Source organism: Glycomyces sp. NPDC048151, from assembly GCF_043202775.1.
In the GTDB taxonomy this organism is placed as follows: domain Bacteria; phylum Actinomycetota; class Actinomycetes; order Mycobacteriales; family Micromonosporaceae; genus Glycomyces.
Genome location: NZ_JBIDBB010000004.1, coordinates 184,533 through 202,459 on the forward strand (window position 1 = coordinate 184,533; position 17,927 = coordinate 202,459).

Here is a 17,927-nt window from a genome sequence, read left to right on the forward strand (position 1 = left end):
ATGCTGATACAGTACTCTGCATAGTCATTCAGCATGGAGGTTTCCAGTGACTTATCAGGTCGCCGTGGCGGGCGCCAGCGGCTACGCCGGGGGCGAGGTGCTCCGGCTGCTCGCCGACCACCCGCAGCTCGACGTCGTCGCCGCGGGCGCGCACAGCAACGCCGGTGAGTACATCACCGCAGTCCACCCCCACCTCACCGCTTACGGCGACCGACGCTTCACCCCGACCAGCCCGGAGGCCTTCGACGAGGCCGACCTGGTCATCATGACGCTGCCGCACGGCCAGTCCGCCGCGCTCGCCGCCCAGCTCCCGGCGGACCAGAAGATCGTAGACCTCGGAGCCGACCACCGGCTCGCATCGTCCGCCCAGTGGGAGGCCTACTACCCCGGCCCGCACGCCGGGACCTGGACCTACGGCCTGCCCGAGCTGCCCGGCCAGCGTGAGCAGATCACGGCCGCGACCCGGGTCGCCGCGACCGGCTGCTACGCCGTCGCCACGATCCTCGCCCTCCGGCCGCTCCTCGACGCGGGGATCGCCTCGCCCGAGGACGTGGTGGTCGTCGCCGCCTCCGGCACCTCCGGCGCGGGCAACGCCCCCAAGAAGAACCTCCTCGCCAGCGAGGTCATGGGCTCGATGAGCGCCTACAAGGTCGGCGCGCACCAGCACGTCCCCGAGATCAAGCAGGCCACCGGCGCCGCCTCGATCTCGATGACGCCGCTGCTCGCCCCGATGCCGCGCGGCATCATCTCCACGGTGACCGCGAAGGCGACCGCCGAAGTCGCGGCCGCCGACGTCCACGCGGCGCTGGTGAAGGCCTACGACGGCGAGCACTTCGTGCACGTCCTGCGCGAGGGCCAGTGGCCGACCACGGCCGCCACCTACGGCACCAACGCCGTCCAGCTCCAGGGCACCGTGGACAAGGACTCCGGCCGGATCATCGTCACCTCGGCGATCGACAACCTCGGCAAGGGCGCCGCCGCGCAGGTCGTGCAGTGCGCCAACCTCATGCTCGGCCTCCCCGAGGCCGCGGGCCTCACCGTGAACGGAGTGGCACCGTGACCGTGACGACCCCCAAAGGCTTCAAGGCGTCCGGCGTCACCGCCGGGCTCAAGGCCTCCGGCAACCCGGACATGGCGCTCGTCGTGAACGAGGGCCCGCTGCAGGTCGCCGCGGGCCGCTTCACCGGCAACCGCGTCAAGGCCGCCCCGGTCAAGTGGACCCAGCAGGTCCTCACCACCGGTCAGCTCAAGGCCGTGATCCTCAACTCCGGCGGCGCGAACGCCTGCACCGGTCCCGAGGGCTTCCAGAACACGCACGCCACCGCCGAGAAGACCGCCGAGGTCCTCGGCTGCGGCGCCGTCGAGATCGCGGTCTGCTCGACCGGGCTCATCGGCGAGCAGCTGCCGATGGACAAGATCCTCCCCGGCGTCGAGGCGGCCGCGGCCGCGCTCTCCCAGGACGGCGGCGTCCAGGCCGCGAACGCGATCATGACCACCGACACCGTGGCCAAGAACTTCGCGGTCACCACGGACGCTGGCTGGACCGTCGGCGGCATCGCCAAGGGCGCGGGCATGCTCGCCCCCGGCCTCGCCACGATGCTCGTCGTCATCACCACCGACGCCGTGGTCGACCGGCCGCTCGCGGACACCGCGCTCGGCACCGCCTGCCGCTACTCGTTCGACCGGCTCGACTCCGACGGCTCGATGTCCACCAACGACACCGTGCTCCTCCTCGCCTCCGGCGCCTCCGGCGTCGAGGCCGAGGCGGACGAGTTCATCTCCGTGCTCACCAAGGTCTGCAAGGACCTCGCGCACCAGCTCCTCACGGACGCCGAAGGCTCCACGAAGGACGTGGAGATCACCGTGTCCGGCGCGGCCACCGAGGACGACGCCGTCGAGGTCGCCCGCTGCGTCGCCCGCGACAACCTCGTCAAGACCGCCCTGTTCGGCTCCGACCCGAACTGGGGCCGCATCCTCGCCGCCGTCGGCACCTCCAAGGCGCCCTTCGACGCCGACGCGGTCGACGTGGCCGTCAACGGCGTGTGGATCTGCAAGGCCGGCGCCGCGGGCGAACCGCGCGACCTCGTCGACCTCAAGGGCCGCGAGGTGAAGATCGACATCGAGCTCCACAACGGCGCCGCGTCCGCGACCATCTGGACCAACGACCTGTCCCACGACTACGTTCACGAGAATTCGGCCTACAGCACATGAGCAGCCTGACAGACGACCTCGCACCCCACCTCCAGAAGGCCCTCGGCAAAGCCGAGACCCTGATCGAGGCCCTGCCGTGGCTCAAGCGCTTCACCGGTTCCATCGTGGTGGTCAAGTACGGCGGCAACGCCATGATCAACCCCGAGCTGCAGGCCGCGTTCGCCGCCGACATGGTGTTCCTGCACTACGTCGGCATCAAGCCCGTCGTCGTGCACGGCGGCGGCCCGCAGATCTCCTCCATGCTCGAGAAGCTGAACATCGCCTCCGAGTTCAAGGGCGGCCTGCGCGTCACCACCCCCGAGGCCGCCGACGTGGTCCGGATGGTCCTGGTCGGCCAGGTCGGCCGGGAACTGGTGGGGCTCATCAACAACCACGGGCCGTTCGCCGTCGGCATGTCCGGCGAGGACGCCCAGCTGTTCACCGCCAAGCGCCGCTGGGCCGACGTGGACGGCGAACGGGTCGACGTGGGCCGCGTCGGCGACGTCGCCTCCGTCAACACCGCCGCCGTGGACGACCTCATCGCCGCCGGGCGCATCCCCGTCGTCTCCACTGTGGCCCTCGACCACGAAGGCGTCCTCTACAACCTCAACGCCGACACCGCCGCCGCCGCGCTCGCCGAGGCCCTCGGCGCGCAGAAGCTCATCGTCCTCACCGACGTCGAAGGCCTCTACGAGAACTGGCCGGACAAGGACTCGCTCCTGCGGCAGGTCACCACGGACAAGCTCGCCGACATGCTGCCCTCGCTCCAGGCGGGCATGGTCCCCAAGATGGAGGCCTGCCTCCGCGCGGTCAAAGGCGGCGTCCCGCAGGCGCACGTCATCGACGGGCGCGTCCCCCACTCCACCCTGCTGGAGATCTTCACGACCGACGGCGTCGGCACCATGGTCCAGGAGTCGAAATGACCTACTCTGACGAGATCAAGACCCGGTTCTCCACCTTCCTCATGGGCAACTACGGGCTCCCGCCCGTGGTCCTGCGCGAAGGCGAGGGCCGCTACCTCACCGACGTGGACGGCAACACGTACCTCGACATGATCGGCGGCATCGCCGTCTCCAGCCTCGGGCACAACCACCCCGCGCTCGTCGAGGCCGTCAGCACCCAGGCCGCCCGGCTCGCCCACACCTCGAACCTCTTCCTGCACGAGAAGGAGGTCGAGCTCGCCGAGAAGCTCCTCGACCTGGCCCAGCTCGACGGCAAGGTGTTCCTCTGCAACTCCGGCACCGAGGCCAACGAGGCCGCGCTCAAGCTCGCGCTCCTCAACGGCGCCGAGACCGGCCGGACCAAGATCGTCGCCGCCGAGAACGGCTTCCACGGCCGCACCCTCGGCGCGCTCTCCATCACCGGCAAGGCCGCCATCAGGAAGCCCTTCGAGCCGCTCGGCCGCAACGCCGAGTTCGTGCCCTTCGGCGACGTCGACGCCCTGAAGGCCGCAGTGGACGACGAGACCGCCGCGGTCTTCCTGGAGCCGATCCAGGGCGAAGGCGGCGTCGTCACCGCCGCCCCCGGCTACCTCACGGCCGCAAGGGAGATCACCGCAGCCGCGGGCGCGCTCCTCGTCGTCGACGAGATCCAGTCCGGCTTCGGCCGCACCGGCGCCTGGTTCGCCCACCACGCCGAGAACGTCGAACCCGACATCATCACCCTCGCCAAGGGCCTCGGCGGCGGCGTCCCCATCGGCGCGATGCTCGCGGGGGCCGGCGTCGCCGCCGCGTTCACGCCCGGCGTCCACGGCTCCACCTTCGGCGGCAACCCGATCGCGTGCGCCGCCGCGCTGGCCGTCATCGACACCATCGAACGCGAGCACCTCTTCGAGAACGTGCTCGACCTCGGCCGCCGCCTCGACGCCCGGATCGGCGGCGACCCCAGGGCCACCGAGATCCGCGGCCAGGCCCTGTGGCGGGGCATCGCCCTCACCGAGCCCGTCGCGGGCGACGTCGTCGCCGAGCTGATCGGCCTCGGCGTCCTCGCCAACGCGCCCCGGCCCGACACGATCCGGATCGCGCCCGCGCTCACCATCACCGAGTCGGAGCTGGACGCCTTCTGCGACAAGCTCACCGCCGCCCTCGACACCGTTCTTCCGGCCCCGGGAGGTCGACCGTGACCGTAAAGCACTTCCTCAAGGACGACGACCTCACCGTCGCGCAGCAGGCCGAAGTCCTCGACCTCGCCGCGAAGATGAAGGGCGACCGCCACGGCTACCCCGCGCTCGCGGGCCCCAAGTCCGTCGCGGTCGTCTTCGAGAAGCCCTCCACCCGGACCCGCCTCTCGTTCGACATCGGCATCGCCGAGCTCGGCGGGCACTCGGTCGTCATCGACGCCCAGTCCACCCAGCTCGGCCGCGGCGAGACCGTCTCGGACACCGCCCGGGTCCTCTCGCGGTACGTCAGCGCGATCGTGATCCGCACCTTCGGCGACGACCGGATCGAGGAGCTCGCCGCCCACGCGAGCGTCCCGGTCGTCAACGCGCTCACCGACGGCTGGCACCCCTGCCAGCTCCTCGCCGACCTCCAGACCATCGCGGAGCACAAGGAGCTCAAGGGCACCAGCATCGCCTACCTCGGCGACGCCGCGTTCAACATGGGCAACTCGACCGTGATCGCCTGCTCCATGGCCGGGATGCACGTCCGCGTCGGCGCCCCCGCGGGCTACCAGCCCGCCCCCGAGGTCCTGGCCCGCGCGGCCGAGATCAACGCCGAGACCGGCGGCTCGGTGCTCGTCACCGCCGACCCGGTCGAGGCCGTCTCCGGCGCCGACGTCGTCTCCACCGACGCGTGGGTCTCGATGGGCATGGCCGACAACGAGAAGCGCATCGCCGAGCTCACCCCGTACCAGCTCAACGCCGAACTCCTCGCGCACGCCGCCCCGGACTCGATCGTCCTCCACTGCCTCCCCGCCCACCGCGGCGAGGAGATCACCGACGAGGTGATGGACGGCCCGCGCTCGCGCGTGTTCGACCAGGCCGAGAACCGCCTCCACGCCCAGAAGGCCCTCCTCGCCTGGCTCCTCAGGGAACAGCGATGAGCCCGCACCCGCCCGCCCGCCGTTCACCGGACCGGAGCGGACGCCGATGAACCAGCCGACCACCAAGGCGGCCCGCCAGGCCCGCATCGTCGAGCTGATCTCGGGCAGCCCCATCCGCTCCCAGACCGAGCTCGCGAACCTCCTCGCCGCCGACGGCATCGAGGCCACCCAGGCCACCCTCTCGCGCGACCTCGAAGAGCTCGGCGCGGTCAAGGTGCGCGGCACCGACGGCGGCTCCGCCGTCTACTCGATCTTCGCCGAAGGCGAACGGCCCCTCCGCGACACCGAGATCGCCTCCGACCGCCTCCAGCGGCTCCTGCGCGAACTCCTCGTCGGCGCCGACCACTCCGGCAACATGGCCGTCCTGCGCTGCCCGCCCGGCGCGGCCCAGTACCTCGCCAGCGCCATCGACCGCTCCGGCCTCTCCGACATCATCGGCACGATCGCCGGGGACGACACGATCGCCGTCATCGCCCGCGACGGCGTCACCGGCGCGCACGTGGCCGACCAGATGCTCCACTGGGCGGGCAAAGGCCCCGACCCCTATGCGGCCCAGGACTAACCAGCAATGACCGTGAAGCTCAGCAAGGGAGACGCCGCGTAATGGCGAAACTGTGGGGAGGCCGCTTCTCGGGCGGCCCGGCCGCCGCGCTCGAGGCCCTGAACGCCTCGATCGGCTTCGACTGGCGCCTCGCGCCGTACGACCTCAAGGCCTCGAAAGCCCATGCGCGCGTGCTCAACCGCGCGGGCCTCCTGACCGCCGACGAGCTCGAGAAGATGCTCGCCGCCCTCGACGGCCTCGGCGACGACGTCGCCTCCGGCGCGTTCACCGGCACCGTCGCCGACGAGGACGTGCACACCGCGCTCGAACGCGGCCTCGTCGAACGCCTCGGCGACCTCGGCGGCAAGCTCCGCGCCGGACGCTCGCGCAACGACCAGATCGCCACCGACCTGCGCCTGTACTGCCGCGACCACGCGCGCGGCCTCGCCGCCGACCTCACCGACCTCGTCGCGGCCCTGACCGAGCAGGCCGCGGGCCTCGTCGACGCGCCCGCGCCCGGCATGACCCACCTCCAGCACGCGCAGCCGATCACCCTCGGCCACCAGCTCCTGGCCCACGCGCAGGGCCTCCTGCGCGACCTGGACCGCCTGCGGGACTGGGACAGCCGGGCCGCGCTCTCCCCGCTCGGCTCGGGCGCGCTCTCTGGCTCGTCGCTGCCGCTCGACCCGGTCGCCGTGGCCGAGGAGCTGGGCTTCGACGGCCCCGTCGCGAACTCCCTCGACGGCGTCTCGGACCGCGACTTCGCCGCCGAACTGCTCTTCGTCTGCTCCATGGTCGGCATCCACCTCTCCCGTCTGGGGGAGGAGGTCATCCTCTGGTCGAGCCAGGAGTTCGGCTGGGTCACCCTCGACGACGCGTTCTCCACGGGCTCGTCGATCATGCCGCAGAAGAAGAACCCCGACGTCGCCGAGCTCGCGCGCGGCAAGTCCGGCCGCCTCGTCGGCAACCTGACCGGCCTGCTCGTCACCCTCAAGGGCCTGCCGTTCACGTACAACAAGGACCTGCAGGAGGACAAGGAGCCGGTCTTCGACTCGCTCGACAACCTCGCGCTCCTGCTGCCCGCCGTCACCGGGATGGTCGCGACGATGAAGTTCAACGTCGAGGTCCCGCGCGCGTCGGCCCCGACCGGGTTCAGCCTCGCCACGGAGATCGCGGACTGGCTGGTGCGCAAGGGCGTCCCGTTCCGCAGCGCCCACGAGATCGCGGGCGCCTGCGTCGCGCACTGCGAGACGCGCGGCATCGAGCTGCACGAGATCGCCGACGCCGACCTGGCGGGCATCTCCGAGCACCTCGACCCGTCCGTCAAGGCCGTGCTCGATGTGGACGGCGCGCTGGCGGGCCGCACGACCCCGGGTTCGACCGGGCCGAAGCCGGTGGCCGACCAGCTCGCGAACGTGCGCGAGCAGATCGAGGCCTGGCGCGGCTGGTCCGAGGCCAAGTAGCCCAAGCGAAAGCGGCCCGTGCATCGCACGGGCCGCTTCGTCGTTCACCCTTCGACGGGCGGTGCGATGAAGAGGAGCCCGTCGCAGTTCGCGGACGGCTCGCCGTTCCCGGTCACCGGTTCGGTGCGGCACACCCCCACGCTCACGAAGGCGATCGACGTCGTCTCGTCGGCGACGAGCGAGAACGCGTACTCGTAGGACGCGTCGCGGTGCGGCACCGCCATGCGCTCGATGTCGAGCGGCACGCCCTTGACGTCGTAGGCGACGAACTCCAGGTGCCGGGGCTGCGGCTCGACGTGCAGGCAGGGCCTGCCGTCCATGAAGAACGTGGTCCAGGCCTTGCCGCTGAAGCTGACGGTCGGCTCGACCGCGATCTCGGCCCATGCGGCGTCGCCCGCTGTCGAGTACAGCGTGCAGTAGTCCTCGGCGAGCGCCTCGGTCTCATACCCGATGGGCGCGGCGGCGGCCGGGATCCCGGCCATGAGGAGGGTGAACAGCGCCGTGAGGACCACCAGGGCGGTCCTCACGGCGTTGCGGCGGGTGCGGGGTGGGTGCATGATGGCGACTCCTGGTCGTCGAGGGGTGCGCGCCCAACCTTCGCGCTCCGTTTTCAAATATGTACAGTCCTAAATATCCGTGAAGTCCCCTCGGGCGTCAAGCTCCTTGGCGAGGCGGCGCAGCCGCACGGCGGTGAAGACGGTGAAGAAGCCCCAGATGATCGCGAAGAACCCGATGGTCACGACGAGCGCGACAGCGCCTTCGCCCGGGTTGAACAGCAGCACGATGCCCAGCACGACCCCGGCGAGGCCGGAGATGACGAACAGCCAGCGCCCGCCCGCGTCGCGGGAGAGGCCGAAGCCGCTCACGATCGAGCCGACGCCGATCACGATCGCCCAGATCGCGATCAGGTAGAGCAGCGCGAGGGCGCTGAGGCCCGGCCAGAAGAGCGCGATGAGACCGGCGATCACGCCGAGGACGCCCAGGGTGATGAGGATGCCCCGGCCGCTGGAGCGCCTGGCGCCCATGGCGATAGCGGTGATGCCGTCGACCACCGCGTACGCGCCGAACAGGATGACGAGCGCGAGCAGCGTGATCTCGGGCCAGAACACGGCCATGGCGCCGAAGACGATGGTGAAGACGCCCCGCACCAGCACCCAGCCCCAGTTCTTGGCGAGCAATTCGAGCATCGCGACCACCCCGTTCCACCTGCGATAACGCTCCTATCTCCGAGGCTAGACCGAACCCGGGGCGCTTTAGCGGTTTCCGTGGAAAAGCGGCGCGGGACGCCGATCGGGCGGAACGGGCGCCGATATTCGCTTCTTGATCGGCGGTGCGGTGCGTAGGCTGCGGGCGTGAGCGATGTGCTGTGCGGGTTCCTGTCCGATATGGAGGCTCTGGGGGAGCTGAACCACCGGGAGGCGGCCGGGTGGCTGCTGGCCGACGGGTGGAACGTCTGCGGCGCGGGGGACTGGGCGACGGTGTGGCGCTCGCCGGACGGCGGGCTGGCGGCGCGGGTGAGCCCGTTCGAACCGGCCTACGAGGTGTTCGTGCGGCTGTGCCGGGCCCTGCCGGGCAATCCGCTGCTGCCGCGGGTCGAGCTCGATTCGCCGCTCGAAGGCGGCGGGCGCATCACCGTCATGGAGTTCCTGACCCCGGCCGGGGGCGACCGCGCCGCCGAGGTCTGGAGGCGCTGGGACGCTGCGGAGCCGGGCGACCCGGTCGCGGCGGTCCGCGCCGAGGCCGAGCGCCTGCACGCCGAAGCGGCCGAGGCGGTCCCGTACTGGGGCGGCCTTGACCGCAATCCGGGCAACGTGATGGCGACGCCGTCGGGCGAGACGCGCCTGGTCGACCTCTTCTACGCCGAGGGGCTCGTCATCTACGGCGAGCTGCTGAAGGACCCGGATCGTGTGCTGGCGAGCTTCCCGCCCGAGCGGCGCAGGTACCTCGCCGAGATCGGCGCGGTCGTCCGACAGTCCACTTCGGAGGAGATCGCGGCGCTCCGAAAGGTTGCCTCGCACTCGTTGAGAAGCACTGAACCGTCCTTAACAAGATGATCATTGCCGGGCCCGCGGGGAGCGGTGAGGATTGAGGGGTGAGCCGCGCAAGCGGAACGAACCCCTAGGAACCCGGCAATGGACATCGAACATCTCGAACGGCCCTTCCCCGTCTACCTGCCGATGCCGGTCGACGACGAGCGAAGCGCGCCGCGCCTCTCGGTCGGCGCCGCGATGCGCTGCCGCCTGGCCGGGATGCGGGTGTCGCGGGCGATGTCGGTGCGGCGGTCCCTGCTCCGAGCCTCGTTGCGGCTCAAAGGCATCCGATTCGGACGGACGGTGGCGGGGCTGCTGCGTCCGCCGGTGGCCCGTGCACTGCTCGCGTTCATGTTGCGCGGGTGCTGGAACCGCTCGTTCAAGCGCGCCCTCGCGAAGCGGTCGGCTCAGGAGGCTCTGGGCGGCTGAGCCGCGAGCGGGTCCCACTCGAGGTCGACCGGGCCGCGCTCCTCCGCGATGCGCGCGAAGGCGCGGATCGCCGAGTTCTCCTTGGCCGCGGTCCAGACCAGCGCCGATTCGACGGTCGGGGCGTCGACGAGCGGCCGGTAGGTGATGCCGGGGTGCTGGTTGTACTTCGCGAACTGGGTGATGATCGGGCCGATTGCGGCGCCGTTCACGATCAGCGCCATCCCGGCCTGGAGCGTGTCCACGAGGTGCGTGCGCACGATCTCGCGTCCGGAGGGCGTGCGGCGGGGCACGAAGAAGTCGATCCAGGTGTCCTCCTGCGCGGAGGAGACGATGACCGCGTGGTCGGCCAGGTCCTCGATGCGGGTCTGGTCGCGGGCGGCGAGCGGGTGGTTCTCGGGCATGGCCATGAGCAGCGGTTCGCGCATGACCACCGGTCCGACGACGAGTTCGGGGTCGTCGACCGGCATGAGCGTGGCCACCAGGTCCACCCGGTGCTCGCGCAGCGGCCGCAGATGGTCGCCGATCTCGGACTCCAGCAGGAGCCTCGTCGTGGCGTCCTCGTGCCGCGCCTCGAACTCGCGGCCGAGGGCAACCAGGTGCCTGCCGTTCTCGGTGCCGAGGAAGCCGAGGCGCAGCTCCCCGCCGATGCCCCGTCCCGAACCGACGGCGCGGCGCACCGCTTCCTGCACGGCGTCGTGGGCGGGCCCGAGGTCCTGCCGGAACTGCCGACCGAGTTCGGTGAGGACCACGCCCCGGCTCGTCCGCTCGAACAGCGGGGCCCCGACGAGGCGTTCGACCTTCTGGATGAGCTGGGTGACGCGGGCGGGGGAGACGCGGAGGCGCTTGGCGGTACGGCCGAAGTGCAGCTCTTCGCACAGCGCGAGGAAGGCCTCGATCTCCTGTCGCTCCATGGCAGTCCGCTCCCGGCGTTCAATCCGGCTCAACGCTCGCTGAGCCTCGCTTAACGCCGATTATTCACGAACGTCTGCGCCACTCGCGATCTGGTACAGGGAAGGCCCCGGCGCGCAGCGCCGGGGCCTCTGGTTTCCTCTGCGGGTCTAGCGGGTCAGGGCCGGTTCGCGCTCGACCGGCTTCGGGTCGGACTCGGGTTCGACGGTCACGTGCGGGAGGGCCTTGTCGAGCCACTTGGGGATCCACCAGGCGCCGCGGCCCATGACCTTCATGATCGCGGGGACGAGGAGGCAGCGGATCACGAACGCGTCGATGAAGATCGCGACGGCCATGCTGATGCCGAACTGCTGGAGGAGGCGCGCGTCGTCCAGGATGAACGAGCCGAACACCGCCATCATGATCGCCGCGGCGGCGGTGACCACGCCGCCGGTGGAGGCGAGGCCGCGGCGGACCGCCTCGGTCGCGTCGCCGGTGCGCCGCCACTCCTCCTGCATGCGGGACATGAGGAACACCTCGTAGTCCATCGAGAGCCCGAAGATGATCGCGAACGACATGACGGGCACGAACGCCTCGACCGGGCCCGCCGGGATGCCGAACATGCCCTCCTGGAAGATCCAGGCGACCACGCCGAGGCTCGCACCGATCGTCATCAGGTTGAGGATCGCGGCCTTGACCGGGATGAGGACCGAGCGGAACACGACCATCAGCAGCAGGAGCGAGAGCCCGACGACGAACAGCAGGAACAGCGGGGCCTTCTCGATCATGATGTCGCTGAAGTCGATCGCGGCGGCCGTGGAGCCGCCGACGAGCTGGGTGCCCTCGACGTCGCTCAGCACGTCGTCGCGCAGTTCGTGGACGAGGTCCACCGTGGCCTGGTCGGCCGGACCGGCCGTGCCCACAACAGTCGACAGCCACAGGTCCTCGCCGATCGCGAACGGCGGGGAGGCCATCGCGACCGAGTCGAGCCCGTCCATGGCCTCGAACGCGGCGTTCGCCTCGGCCTCGGTGCCGTCGGTGACGACCATGAGCGGGCCGTTGAAGCCCTCGCCGAACCCGCCCGAGAGCAGGTCGTACGCCTCGCGGCTGGTCGTGCCCTCGGCGTCCGTCCCGGCGTCGGCGAAGCCGAGGCGCAGGCCCAGCAGCGGCGACGCCAGAGCGACGAGCCCGGCGGTGACCACGACGATCGCGAGCCACGCCCGCTTCTCCACGAACCGCGACCAGCCGATCCAGCGCGACCCCGGAGTGCGCGCGGACTTCGCGGCCCGCTTGCGCACCGACTTCTCGATCCGCTTGCCGAACAGGGCGAGCAGCGCGGGCAGCAGCGTCACGGACGCGAGCATCGTGACGAGCACGGTGAGCGCCACCGCGATCGCGACCGCCTGGAGCGAGCCCAGGCCGAGCGCGAACAGGCCCATGAGCGCCACGATGACGACCGACCCGGCGAACAGGACCGAGCGCCCAGCGGTGTCGAGCGCCGTGGCGGCGGCGGCCTTGCGGCTCGCGCCGTTGCGGAGCTCGGACCGGAAGCGGGCGAAGATGATGAGCGCGTAGTCGACGCCGACGCCGACGCCGACGAGGAACATGATGGGCGTCAGGAACGTCGGCAGCGTGACGACATGGGACACGAGCATCGACAGGCAGAACGCGGTGCCCACGGCGAACACCGCGGTGATGAGCGGCAGGCTCGCCGCGAGCAGCGACCCGAACATGAGCACGAGGATGACCAGGGCCGCGAGCATGCCGATGCCCTCGGCCGCGCCGCCGCCGCCTTCCCCGGCCTCGCGGATCACGTCGCCGCCCAGCGCGAACGCGAGCCCGTCGCCGGAGGCCTCCTCGGCCTTCGGGATCAGGTCGGCCGCCTCGGCGGCGGTGCCGTCCCAGCTCAACGTCGCGTAGCCGACGGTGCCGTCCTCGCTGATCGAGCCGTACTCGGCGAAGGGGTCGTTCACGCCGGTCACGCCCGGCTCGTCGGCGAGGTCGGCGAGGAAGGCCTCGACGGCGGCCTGCTCGGCCGCGACGTCGTCGGCGCCGAAGACCACCTGCACGGTGGACTCGTTCGCATCGGGAGCGCGCTCGTCGAGGAGGTCGGAGAGCTCCTGCGACTCGGTGCCGGGCATCGCGTTGTCGTCTTCGAACGCGGATCCGACCGCGCTGGAGGCGCCGATCGCGGCGCCGAACACGAGGACCCAGAGGAGGAGTGCGATCAGCGGGCGGCGCTGCGTCCAACCGGACAGCCGCGCGAGCGCCGAGGGCTTCGAGGCAAGGTGTGTTTCCATACCGACCACTGTCGCGGTCGGGACCGCTCGGCTGCATCGGCTCAGCAGCGGAGATCTGCCTACGTCCCAGGGATTAGCCGCGGCGCGGAACGTACGTTGAGAGTCGCACTACTCGCCGTCGGTCCAGGTCGGGCGCACCAGGCCCGACTCGTACGCGGTCACCACCAGCTGCGCCCGGTCCCGCGCGGAGAGCTTCGACATGATGCGGCTGACGTGCGTCTTCGCGGTGGCGGGGGACAGGAACAGGGTCCCGGCGATCTCGTCGTTGCTCATCCCGGTGGCCACGAGCTTGAGGACCTCGGTCTCCCGCTCGGTGAGCGCGTTCAGCTTCGCGCTCGGCTCGGGCCGGGCGATCCGGCCCGCGAACTCGCCGATGAGCCGCCGCGTCACCTTCGGCGAGATCAGCGCTTCCCCGGCCGCGACCACGCGGATCGCGTGGATCAGCTCGTCGGGGTCGGTGTCCTTCACGAGGAACCCGCTCGCGCCCGCGCGCAGCGCCCGGTACACGTAGTCGTCCTCGTCGAACGTCGTGAGGATCACGACCTTGACGCCGTCGAGCTTCGCGTCGCGGCCGATCCGCTCTGTCGCCTCCAGGCCGTCCATATTGGGCATGCGGATGTCCATGAGCGCCACGTCGGGACGGTGCCGCCGCGCCAGCTCCAGCGCCTCGGCCCCGTCGCTCGCCTCCGCGACCAGCTCGATGTCCTCCTCGTCGCCGAGGATCGACGCGAACCCCGCCCGCACCAGCCGCTGGTCGTCCACCAGCATCACCCGGATCACCTGTCAACCTCCAGCGGCCACGTGGCCTCGACCGAGAAGCCGCCGTCGTCGCGCGGCCCCGCGTCGAAGGTACCGCCGAGGCTCTCGGCCCGCTCGCGCATCCCCGTCAGTCCGTTTCCGGCCCCTTTGGCGCCCTTGGCATCGCCCAGGCCGTCGTCGACCACCGCGACCGCGAGCGTCGACGTCCCCGTGACCACTTTGATCTGCACCCGCTTCGCCTTCGCGTGCCGCAGCACGTTCGTCAGCGACTCCTGCACCACCCGGTACGCCGCCGCGTCCACCGCCACCGGCAGCACCGCGCTGCCGTCCACCCGCAGATCCACCTCCAGGCCCGACGCCCGCGCCGCCGCCACCAGCGAAGGCAACTGCTCCAGGCTCGGCCCCGGCCCGGTCGGCGACTCCTCCCCGGGCTCGCGCAGCACCCCGACCATCGCCCGCAGCTCCCGCAGCGACAACTGGCTCGTGTCGGCGATGACCTGCAGGGTCTCCTCGGTCCGGTACAACGGGTCTTTGCGCAGCTTCCGCAGCGCCGCCGACGTCTGCACGTTGATGAGGGACAGGTGGTGCCCGACCGCGTCGTGCAGCTCCCGCGCGATCCGCAGCCGCTCCTCCGCCACACTGCGCAACTGCGTCTCCGCAAGGGCCACAGCGGTCTCCGCCTGCACCCGCCGGTTGTGCGCCACGACCGCGCCGATCGCCGGGACCGCGATGATCCACCCGGCGAGCATGAGCGTCTCGCTCTCGGTCATGTGCGCGAAGTTCGCCAGGACCTCCGAGATCACCACGGTCAGGAACACCAGCCCGGCGATCACCCCCGCCGCGCAGATGCGCCCCAGCGCCGCCAGCGTGTACAGGGCGACCACGAACGCCAGCAGCATCGGCCCGTCGATCGAGGACGCCGGGTAGTACACGATCGTGCAGACCATCGTGACCAACGTGACCGCCAGCGGGAACACGCTGCGGAAGAACAGGGCGACGATCGAGACGAACAGCACCGTCCACGCCAGGGGCTCGTTGAGCCCTATCGTGTCGCGCGCGCGCAGCCCCCACTGCGTGAACGTCCAGCCCAGCACGATCACGGCGTTGACGGACCCCGCGAGGAGGTCCATCCGGGAGATCGAGAAGCGGTTCAGCACGCCTCCCAGCCTAAAGAGGAGCGCCCGGCCGGAACCGGGCGCTCCGTGAAACCGCTACTTCGCGAGACCGGCGCGGCGCAGCGCCTCGGCCATCGCGCTCTGCGGGGCCGCCTGCTGCCCGCCGCGCTGACGCGGCTGCTGCCGCCCGTTCCCCTTGCCGCCCTTGCCCGCTCCGCTTTGGCCGCCCTGGCCGCGGCGCTGGCCCTGCTGGCCGCCCTGCTCGGGTTCGTCGTCGAGCCGCATCGTCAGCGCGATGCGCTGGCGCTGGAGGTCGACAGAGATCACCTTCACCTTGACGACGTCGCCGGGCTTGACGATCTCGCGCGGGTCCTCCACGTACCGGTTGGCGAGCGCCGAGATGTGCACCAGGCCGTCCTGGTGGACGCCGATGTCGACGAACGCGCCGAACGCCGCGACGTTCGTCACGGCCCCTTCGAGGAGCATCCCGGGCTTGAGGTCCGAGACCTTCTCGACGCCCTCCTTGAACGTGGCGGCCTTGAACTCCGGCCGCGGGTCGCGGCCGGGCTTCTCCAGCTCGGCGAGGATGTCGGAGACCGTGGGCACGCCGAAGCGGTCGTCCGCGAAGTCGCCGGGCTTGAGCCCGCGCAGGGTCCTCGCGTCGCCCACGAGCGCGCCGATCGGGGCGCCGGTGGCGGTGAGGATGCGCTCGACCACCGGGTACGCCTCGGGGTGCACTGCCGAGGCGTCGAGCGGGTTGTCCCCGTCGGCGACCCGGAGGAACCCGGCGGCCTGCTCGAACGCCTTGGGGCCCAAGCGGGGCACCTTCAGCAGCGCCTTGCGGTCGGCGAAGCGGCCGTGCTCGTCGCGGTAGGCCACGATGTTCGCGGCCACGCCCTCCGAGAGCCCCGACACCTGGGACAGGAGCGGCACCGACGCCGTGTTGAGGTCCACGCCGACCGCGTTCACCGCGTCCTCGACCACGGCCTCAAGGGATCTGGTGAGTTTGGACTCAGTCAGGTCGTGCTGGTACTGGCCGACGCCGATGTGCTTCGGCTCGATCTTCACCAGCTCCGCGAGCGGGTCCTGGAGCCGCCGCGCGATCGAGACGGCCCCGCGCAGGGACACGTCCATGCCCGGCAGCTCCTTCGTCGCGTACGCCGAAGCCGAGTAGATCGAGGCCCCGGCCTCGGAGACCACGATCTTCGACAGCTCCGCGACCCCGCTCATCGCCTTGATGAGGTCGGCGGCGAGCCGGTCCGTCTCGCGCGAGGCGGTGCCGTTGCCGATCGCGATGAGCTGCACGCCGTGCTTCTTGACGAGCCCGGCGAGGGTCGCCAGCGACGCGTCCCACTGGTTCTGCGGCTGGTGCGGCAGGATCGCGGTCGCGTCGAGCACCTTGCCCGTCGGGTCGACCACGGCCACCTTCACGCCGGTGCGGTACCCCGGGTCGAGGCCCATCACGGTCTTCGGCCCGGCCGGGGCCGCGAGCAGCAGGTCCTTCAGGTTCGCGGCGAAGACCTTCACGGCCTCGTCCTCCGCGAGCTGCCACAGCCGCATCCGCAGGTCGACGCCCAGCTTGACGAGGATGCGCGTGCGCCACGCCCACGAGACGGTCTTCGCCAGCCACGCGTCGGCGGGCCGCCCCGCGTCCCTGATCCCGAACTTCGCGGCGATCACGGCCTCGCAGTCGGCCCCGTCGGCCTCGGACTCGCCCGGCTCCAGCGCCAGCGACAGCGCCTCCTCCTTCTCGCCGCGCATGAGCGCGAGCACCCGGTGCGAGGGAATCGTGGTGAACGTCTCGGCGAAATCGAAGTAGTCCGAGAACTTCGCGCCCTTCTCCTCGGCCCCGTCGCGGACCTTCGAGACCAGCCGTCCCCGCTTCCACATGCGTTCGCGCAAGGAGCCGATGAGGTCGGCGTCCTCGCTGAACCGCTCGGTGAGGATCGCTCGCGCCCCGGCCAGCGCGGCGGCCGCGTCCGGCACCTCCTTCGCGGCGTCGGTGAACGCCGCCGCGGCCGTCTCGGGGTCCTGTGACGGATCACTCAAAAGAAGGTCCGCGAGCGGTTCGAGACCCGCCTCGCGGGCGATCTGGGCCTTGGTCCGGCGCTTGACCTTGAAGGGCGCGTAGAGGTCCTCGAGCCGCGCCTTGGTGTCGGCGGCGTCGATCTGCGCGGCGAGCGCTTCGGTGAGTTTGCCCTGCTCGTTGATGGATTCGAGGACCGCTTTGCGGCGGGCCTCGAGCTCGCGCAGGTAACCCAGGCGCTCTTCGAGCGCGCGCAGCTGCTCGTCGGAGAGGCCCCCGGTGGCCTCCTTGCGGTACCGGGCGATGAACGGAACGGTCGAGCCGTCGTCGAGAAGCGCGACGGCCGAGCGGACTTGATGGGCGCCGACCGAGAGTTCCTCGGCGATGCGCTGATCGATAGCTTGAGCCACGGGAGGATTCTGCCAGAGCGCTGCGACAACACGGCCCGAAGCCGGAAGGCCCGACCCCCCGGTGGACGCTCGTTCAGGCATTGGGTAAAGTTCTATCCCGTCGCCGGGGGAACGGAAAAGCCCCTGGAAATGACATGCGGACGTAGCGCAGTTGGTAGCGCGACACCTTGCCAAGGTGTAGGTCGCCGGTTCGATCCCGGTCGTCCGCTCGGAGCTCGAAAGAGCGCTATCCCGGACGATTAGCTCAGCGGGAGAGCACTCCCCTGACACGGGAGAGGTCACTGGTTCAATCCCAGTATCGTCCACCGAAGTGAAAGGCCCAGGTCGTAAGGCCCGGGTCTTCTTCACATCATGGTGGGTTGTCCGAGTGGTTAGGTAACGGCCTGCAAAGCCGTGCACACGGGTTCGAATCCCGTACCCACCTCAACTCAAACTTCCCGTCGTCTCGGACCCGCTCCGCGGGCCGTCGCCGACTCCACCCGATCCTCCGCCGGTCCGTGAACGGACCGTGGGACTCGGGGGTCTCACGAGATCCATCGTGTCATCGCGTATGCCCACCGGCCCGGAAAGCCTGTCACCCGTCCGGCGGAACAGGTTCGAGCGGGCGACCCCGAATCTCGGCATCACCTGCGAGGACCGCCGACGCGGCACCTTGTCGCTGCGGTGGCGCCGATCGGGCACGTCTCCGAGGATGCCTGTGAACGTGCACGCTCATATGCGATGAAAACGGCTCA

Annotated in this window: 16 protein-coding genes and 3 tRNA genes; 12 read left to right on the forward strand and 7 right to left on the reverse strand. The window is 70.7% G+C overall.

The features are described 5' to 3' along the window. The first annotated feature begins 46 nt into the window (after positions 1 to 46). From argC to argH, 7 genes are read left to right on the forward strand one after another with little or no spacing between them, the layout of a single operon-like run. Positions 47 to 1,060, forward strand: a complete 1,014-nt coding sequence (gene argC / locus ACGGCP_RS10640; protein ID WP_392964021.1) for an N-acetyl-gamma-glutamyl-phosphate reductase — start codon at positions 47 to 49, stop codon at positions 1,058 to 1,060. Further along, on the forward strand, positions 1,057 to 2,211 hold the full coding sequence (gene argJ, locus ACGGCP_RS10645; RefSeq protein WP_392964024.1) for a bifunctional glutamate N-acetyltransferase/amino-acid acetyltransferase ArgJ: 1,155 nt from the start codon (positions 1,057 to 1,059) through the stop codon (positions 2,209 to 2,211). The genes argC and argJ overlap by 4 nt, the downstream gene beginning before the upstream one ends. After that, positions 2,208 to 3,113, forward strand: coding sequence for an acetylglutamate kinase (argB, locus tag ACGGCP_RS10650; RefSeq protein WP_392964026.1), 906 nt, complete (start codon positions 2,208 to 2,210; stop codon positions 3,111 to 3,113). Before argJ ends, argB begins: the two co-directional genes overlap by 4 nt. Continuing rightward, on the forward strand, positions 3,110 to 4,312 hold the full coding sequence (locus ACGGCP_RS10655) for an acetylornithine transaminase (RefSeq protein ID WP_392964029.1): 1,203 nt from the start codon (positions 3,110 to 3,112) through the stop codon (positions 4,310 to 4,312). Before argB ends, ACGGCP_RS10655 begins: the two co-directional genes overlap by 4 nt. After that, on the forward strand, positions 4,309 to 5,232 hold the full coding sequence (gene argF, locus ACGGCP_RS10660; RefSeq protein ID WP_392964032.1) for an ornithine carbamoyltransferase: 924 nt from the start codon (positions 4,309 to 4,311) through the stop codon (positions 5,230 to 5,232). The genes ACGGCP_RS10655 and argF overlap by 4 nt, the downstream gene beginning before the upstream one ends. A 46-nt stretch (positions 5,233 to 5,278) precedes the next feature. Then, positions 5,279 to 5,794, forward strand: coding sequence for an arginine repressor (locus tag ACGGCP_RS10665; protein ID WP_392964035.1), 516 nt, complete (start codon positions 5,279 to 5,281; stop codon positions 5,792 to 5,794). 41 nt (positions 5,795 to 5,835) lie between these two features. Next, a complete protein-coding gene (gene argH / locus ACGGCP_RS10670) occupies positions 5,836 to 7,236 on the forward strand; it encodes an argininosuccinate lyase (protein WP_392964037.1) in 1,401 nt (466 codons plus the stop codon). Positions 7,237 to 7,280: 44 nt separating this feature from the next. On the opposite strand, the gene ACGGCP_RS10675 is transcribed toward argH, so the two are convergent. Together ACGGCP_RS10675 and ACGGCP_RS10680 are read right to left on the reverse strand one after the other, a co-directional pair. Further along, entirely contained in the window at positions 7,281 to 7,793 is a 513-nt protein-coding gene (locus ACGGCP_RS10675) for a hypothetical protein (protein WP_392964040.1), read from the reverse strand. A gap of 69 nt (positions 7,794 to 7,862) precedes the next feature. Further along, positions 7,863 to 8,423: an HdeD family acid-resistance protein gene (locus tag ACGGCP_RS10680; protein WP_392964041.1), complete on the reverse strand. Its 561-nt coding sequence runs from the start codon at positions 8,421 to 8,423 to the stop codon at positions 7,863 to 7,865. A 165-nt stretch (positions 8,424 to 8,588) separates the two neighbouring features. On the opposite strand from ACGGCP_RS10680, the gene ACGGCP_RS10685 reads away from it, so the two are divergent. Together ACGGCP_RS10685 and ACGGCP_RS10690 are read left to right on the forward strand one after the other, a co-directional pair. Then, positions 8,589 to 9,290 (forward strand): hypothetical protein, encoded by a 702-nt coding sequence (locus ACGGCP_RS10685; RefSeq protein WP_392964043.1) that lies wholly within the window; start codon positions 8,589 to 8,591, stop codon positions 9,288 to 9,290. Positions 9,291 to 9,368: 78 nt separating this feature from the next. Next, positions 9,369 to 9,695, forward strand: a complete 327-nt coding sequence (locus ACGGCP_RS10690; protein WP_392964045.1) for a hypothetical protein — start codon at positions 9,369 to 9,371, stop codon at positions 9,693 to 9,695. Here ACGGCP_RS10690 and ACGGCP_RS10695 read toward each other — a convergent pair. From ACGGCP_RS10695 to ACGGCP_RS10715, 5 genes are all read right to left on the reverse strand, one after another. After that, a complete protein-coding gene (locus ACGGCP_RS10695) occupies positions 9,674 to 10,606 on the reverse strand; it encodes a LysR substrate-binding domain-containing protein (RefSeq protein ID WP_392964047.1) in 933 nt (310 codons plus the stop codon). The two genes, ACGGCP_RS10690 and ACGGCP_RS10695, sit on opposite strands and share 22 nt — an antisense overlap. A gap of 147 nt (positions 10,607 to 10,753) precedes the next feature. Then, on the reverse strand, positions 10,754 to 12,883 hold the full coding sequence (locus tag ACGGCP_RS10700) for an MMPL family transporter (RefSeq protein ID WP_392964050.1): 2,130 nt from the start codon (positions 12,881 to 12,883) through the stop codon (positions 10,754 to 10,756). Positions 12,884 to 12,991: 108 nt separating this feature from the next. Then, a complete protein-coding gene (locus tag ACGGCP_RS10705; protein ID WP_392964053.1) occupies positions 12,992 to 13,663 on the reverse strand; it encodes a response regulator in 672 nt (223 codons plus the stop codon). Next, complete coding sequence (locus ACGGCP_RS10710) at positions 13,660 to 14,799, reverse strand: sensor histidine kinase (RefSeq protein ID WP_392964056.1); 1,140 nt, start codon at positions 14,797 to 14,799, stop codon at positions 13,660 to 13,662. The genes ACGGCP_RS10705 and ACGGCP_RS10710 overlap by 4 nt, the downstream gene beginning before the upstream one ends. A gap of 54 nt (positions 14,800 to 14,853) precedes the next feature. After that, on the reverse strand, positions 14,854 to 17,193 hold the full coding sequence (locus tag ACGGCP_RS10715; protein ID WP_392964059.1) for a Tex family protein: 2,340 nt from the start codon (positions 17,191 to 17,193) through the stop codon (positions 14,854 to 14,856). A 136-nt stretch (positions 17,194 to 17,329) separates the two neighbouring features. Here ACGGCP_RS10715 and ACGGCP_RS10720 point away from each other — a divergent pair. The 3 genes from ACGGCP_RS10720 to ACGGCP_RS10730 all read left to right on the forward strand — a co-directional run bounded on the left by ACGGCP_RS10720 (position 17,330) and on the right by ACGGCP_RS10730 (position 17,617). Further along, a tRNA-Gly gene (locus ACGGCP_RS10720) sits at positions 17,330 to 17,402 on the forward strand. Positions 17,403 to 17,426: 24 nt separating this feature from the next. Further along, positions 17,427 to 17,498: transfer RNA gene (locus tag ACGGCP_RS10725), tRNA-Val, on the forward strand. Between the two features lie 48 nt (positions 17,499 to 17,546). Continuing rightward, a tRNA-Cys gene (locus ACGGCP_RS10730) sits at positions 17,547 to 17,617 on the forward strand. The last annotated feature ends 310 nt before the right edge of the window (positions 17,618 to 17,927 follow it).

What these genes read in the sequence shown, in the direction of transcription:
- argB (WP_392964026.1), top strand. Translation starts at nt 2,208, where the DNA reads ATGAGCAGCCTGACAGACGACCTCGCACCCCACCTCCAGAAGGCCCTC.
- ACGGCP_RS10655 (WP_392964029.1), top strand. Translation starts at nt 3,110, where the DNA reads ATGACCTACTCTGACGAGATCAAGACCCGGTTCTCCACCTTCCTCATG.
- ACGGCP_RS10665 (WP_392964035.1), top strand. Translation starts at nt 5,279, where the DNA reads ATGAACCAGCCGACCACCAAGGCGGCCCGCCAGGCCCGCATCGTCGAG.
- argH (WP_392964037.1), top strand. Translation starts at nt 5,836, where the DNA reads ATGGCGAAACTGTGGGGAGGCCGCTTCTCGGGCGGCCCGGCCGCCGCG.
- ACGGCP_RS10675 (WP_392964040.1), bottom strand. Translation starts at nt 7,793, where the DNA reads ATGCACCCACCCCGCACCCGCCGCAACGCCGTGAGGACCGCCCTGGTG.
- ACGGCP_RS10680 (WP_392964041.1), bottom strand. Translation starts at nt 8,423, where the DNA reads ATGCTCGAATTGCTCGCCAAGAACTGGGGCTGGGTGCTGGTGCGGGGC.
- ACGGCP_RS10690 (WP_392964045.1), top strand. Translation starts at nt 9,369, where the DNA reads ATGGACATCGAACATCTCGAACGGCCCTTCCCCGTCTACCTGCCGATG.
- ACGGCP_RS10695 (WP_392964047.1), bottom strand. Translation starts at nt 10,606, where the DNA reads ATGGAGCGACAGGAGATCGAGGCCTTCCTCGCGCTGTGCGAAGAGCTG.
- ACGGCP_RS10700 (WP_392964050.1), bottom strand. Translation starts at nt 12,883, where the DNA reads ATGGAAACACACCTTGCCTCGAAGCCCTCGGCGCTCGCGCGGCTGTCC.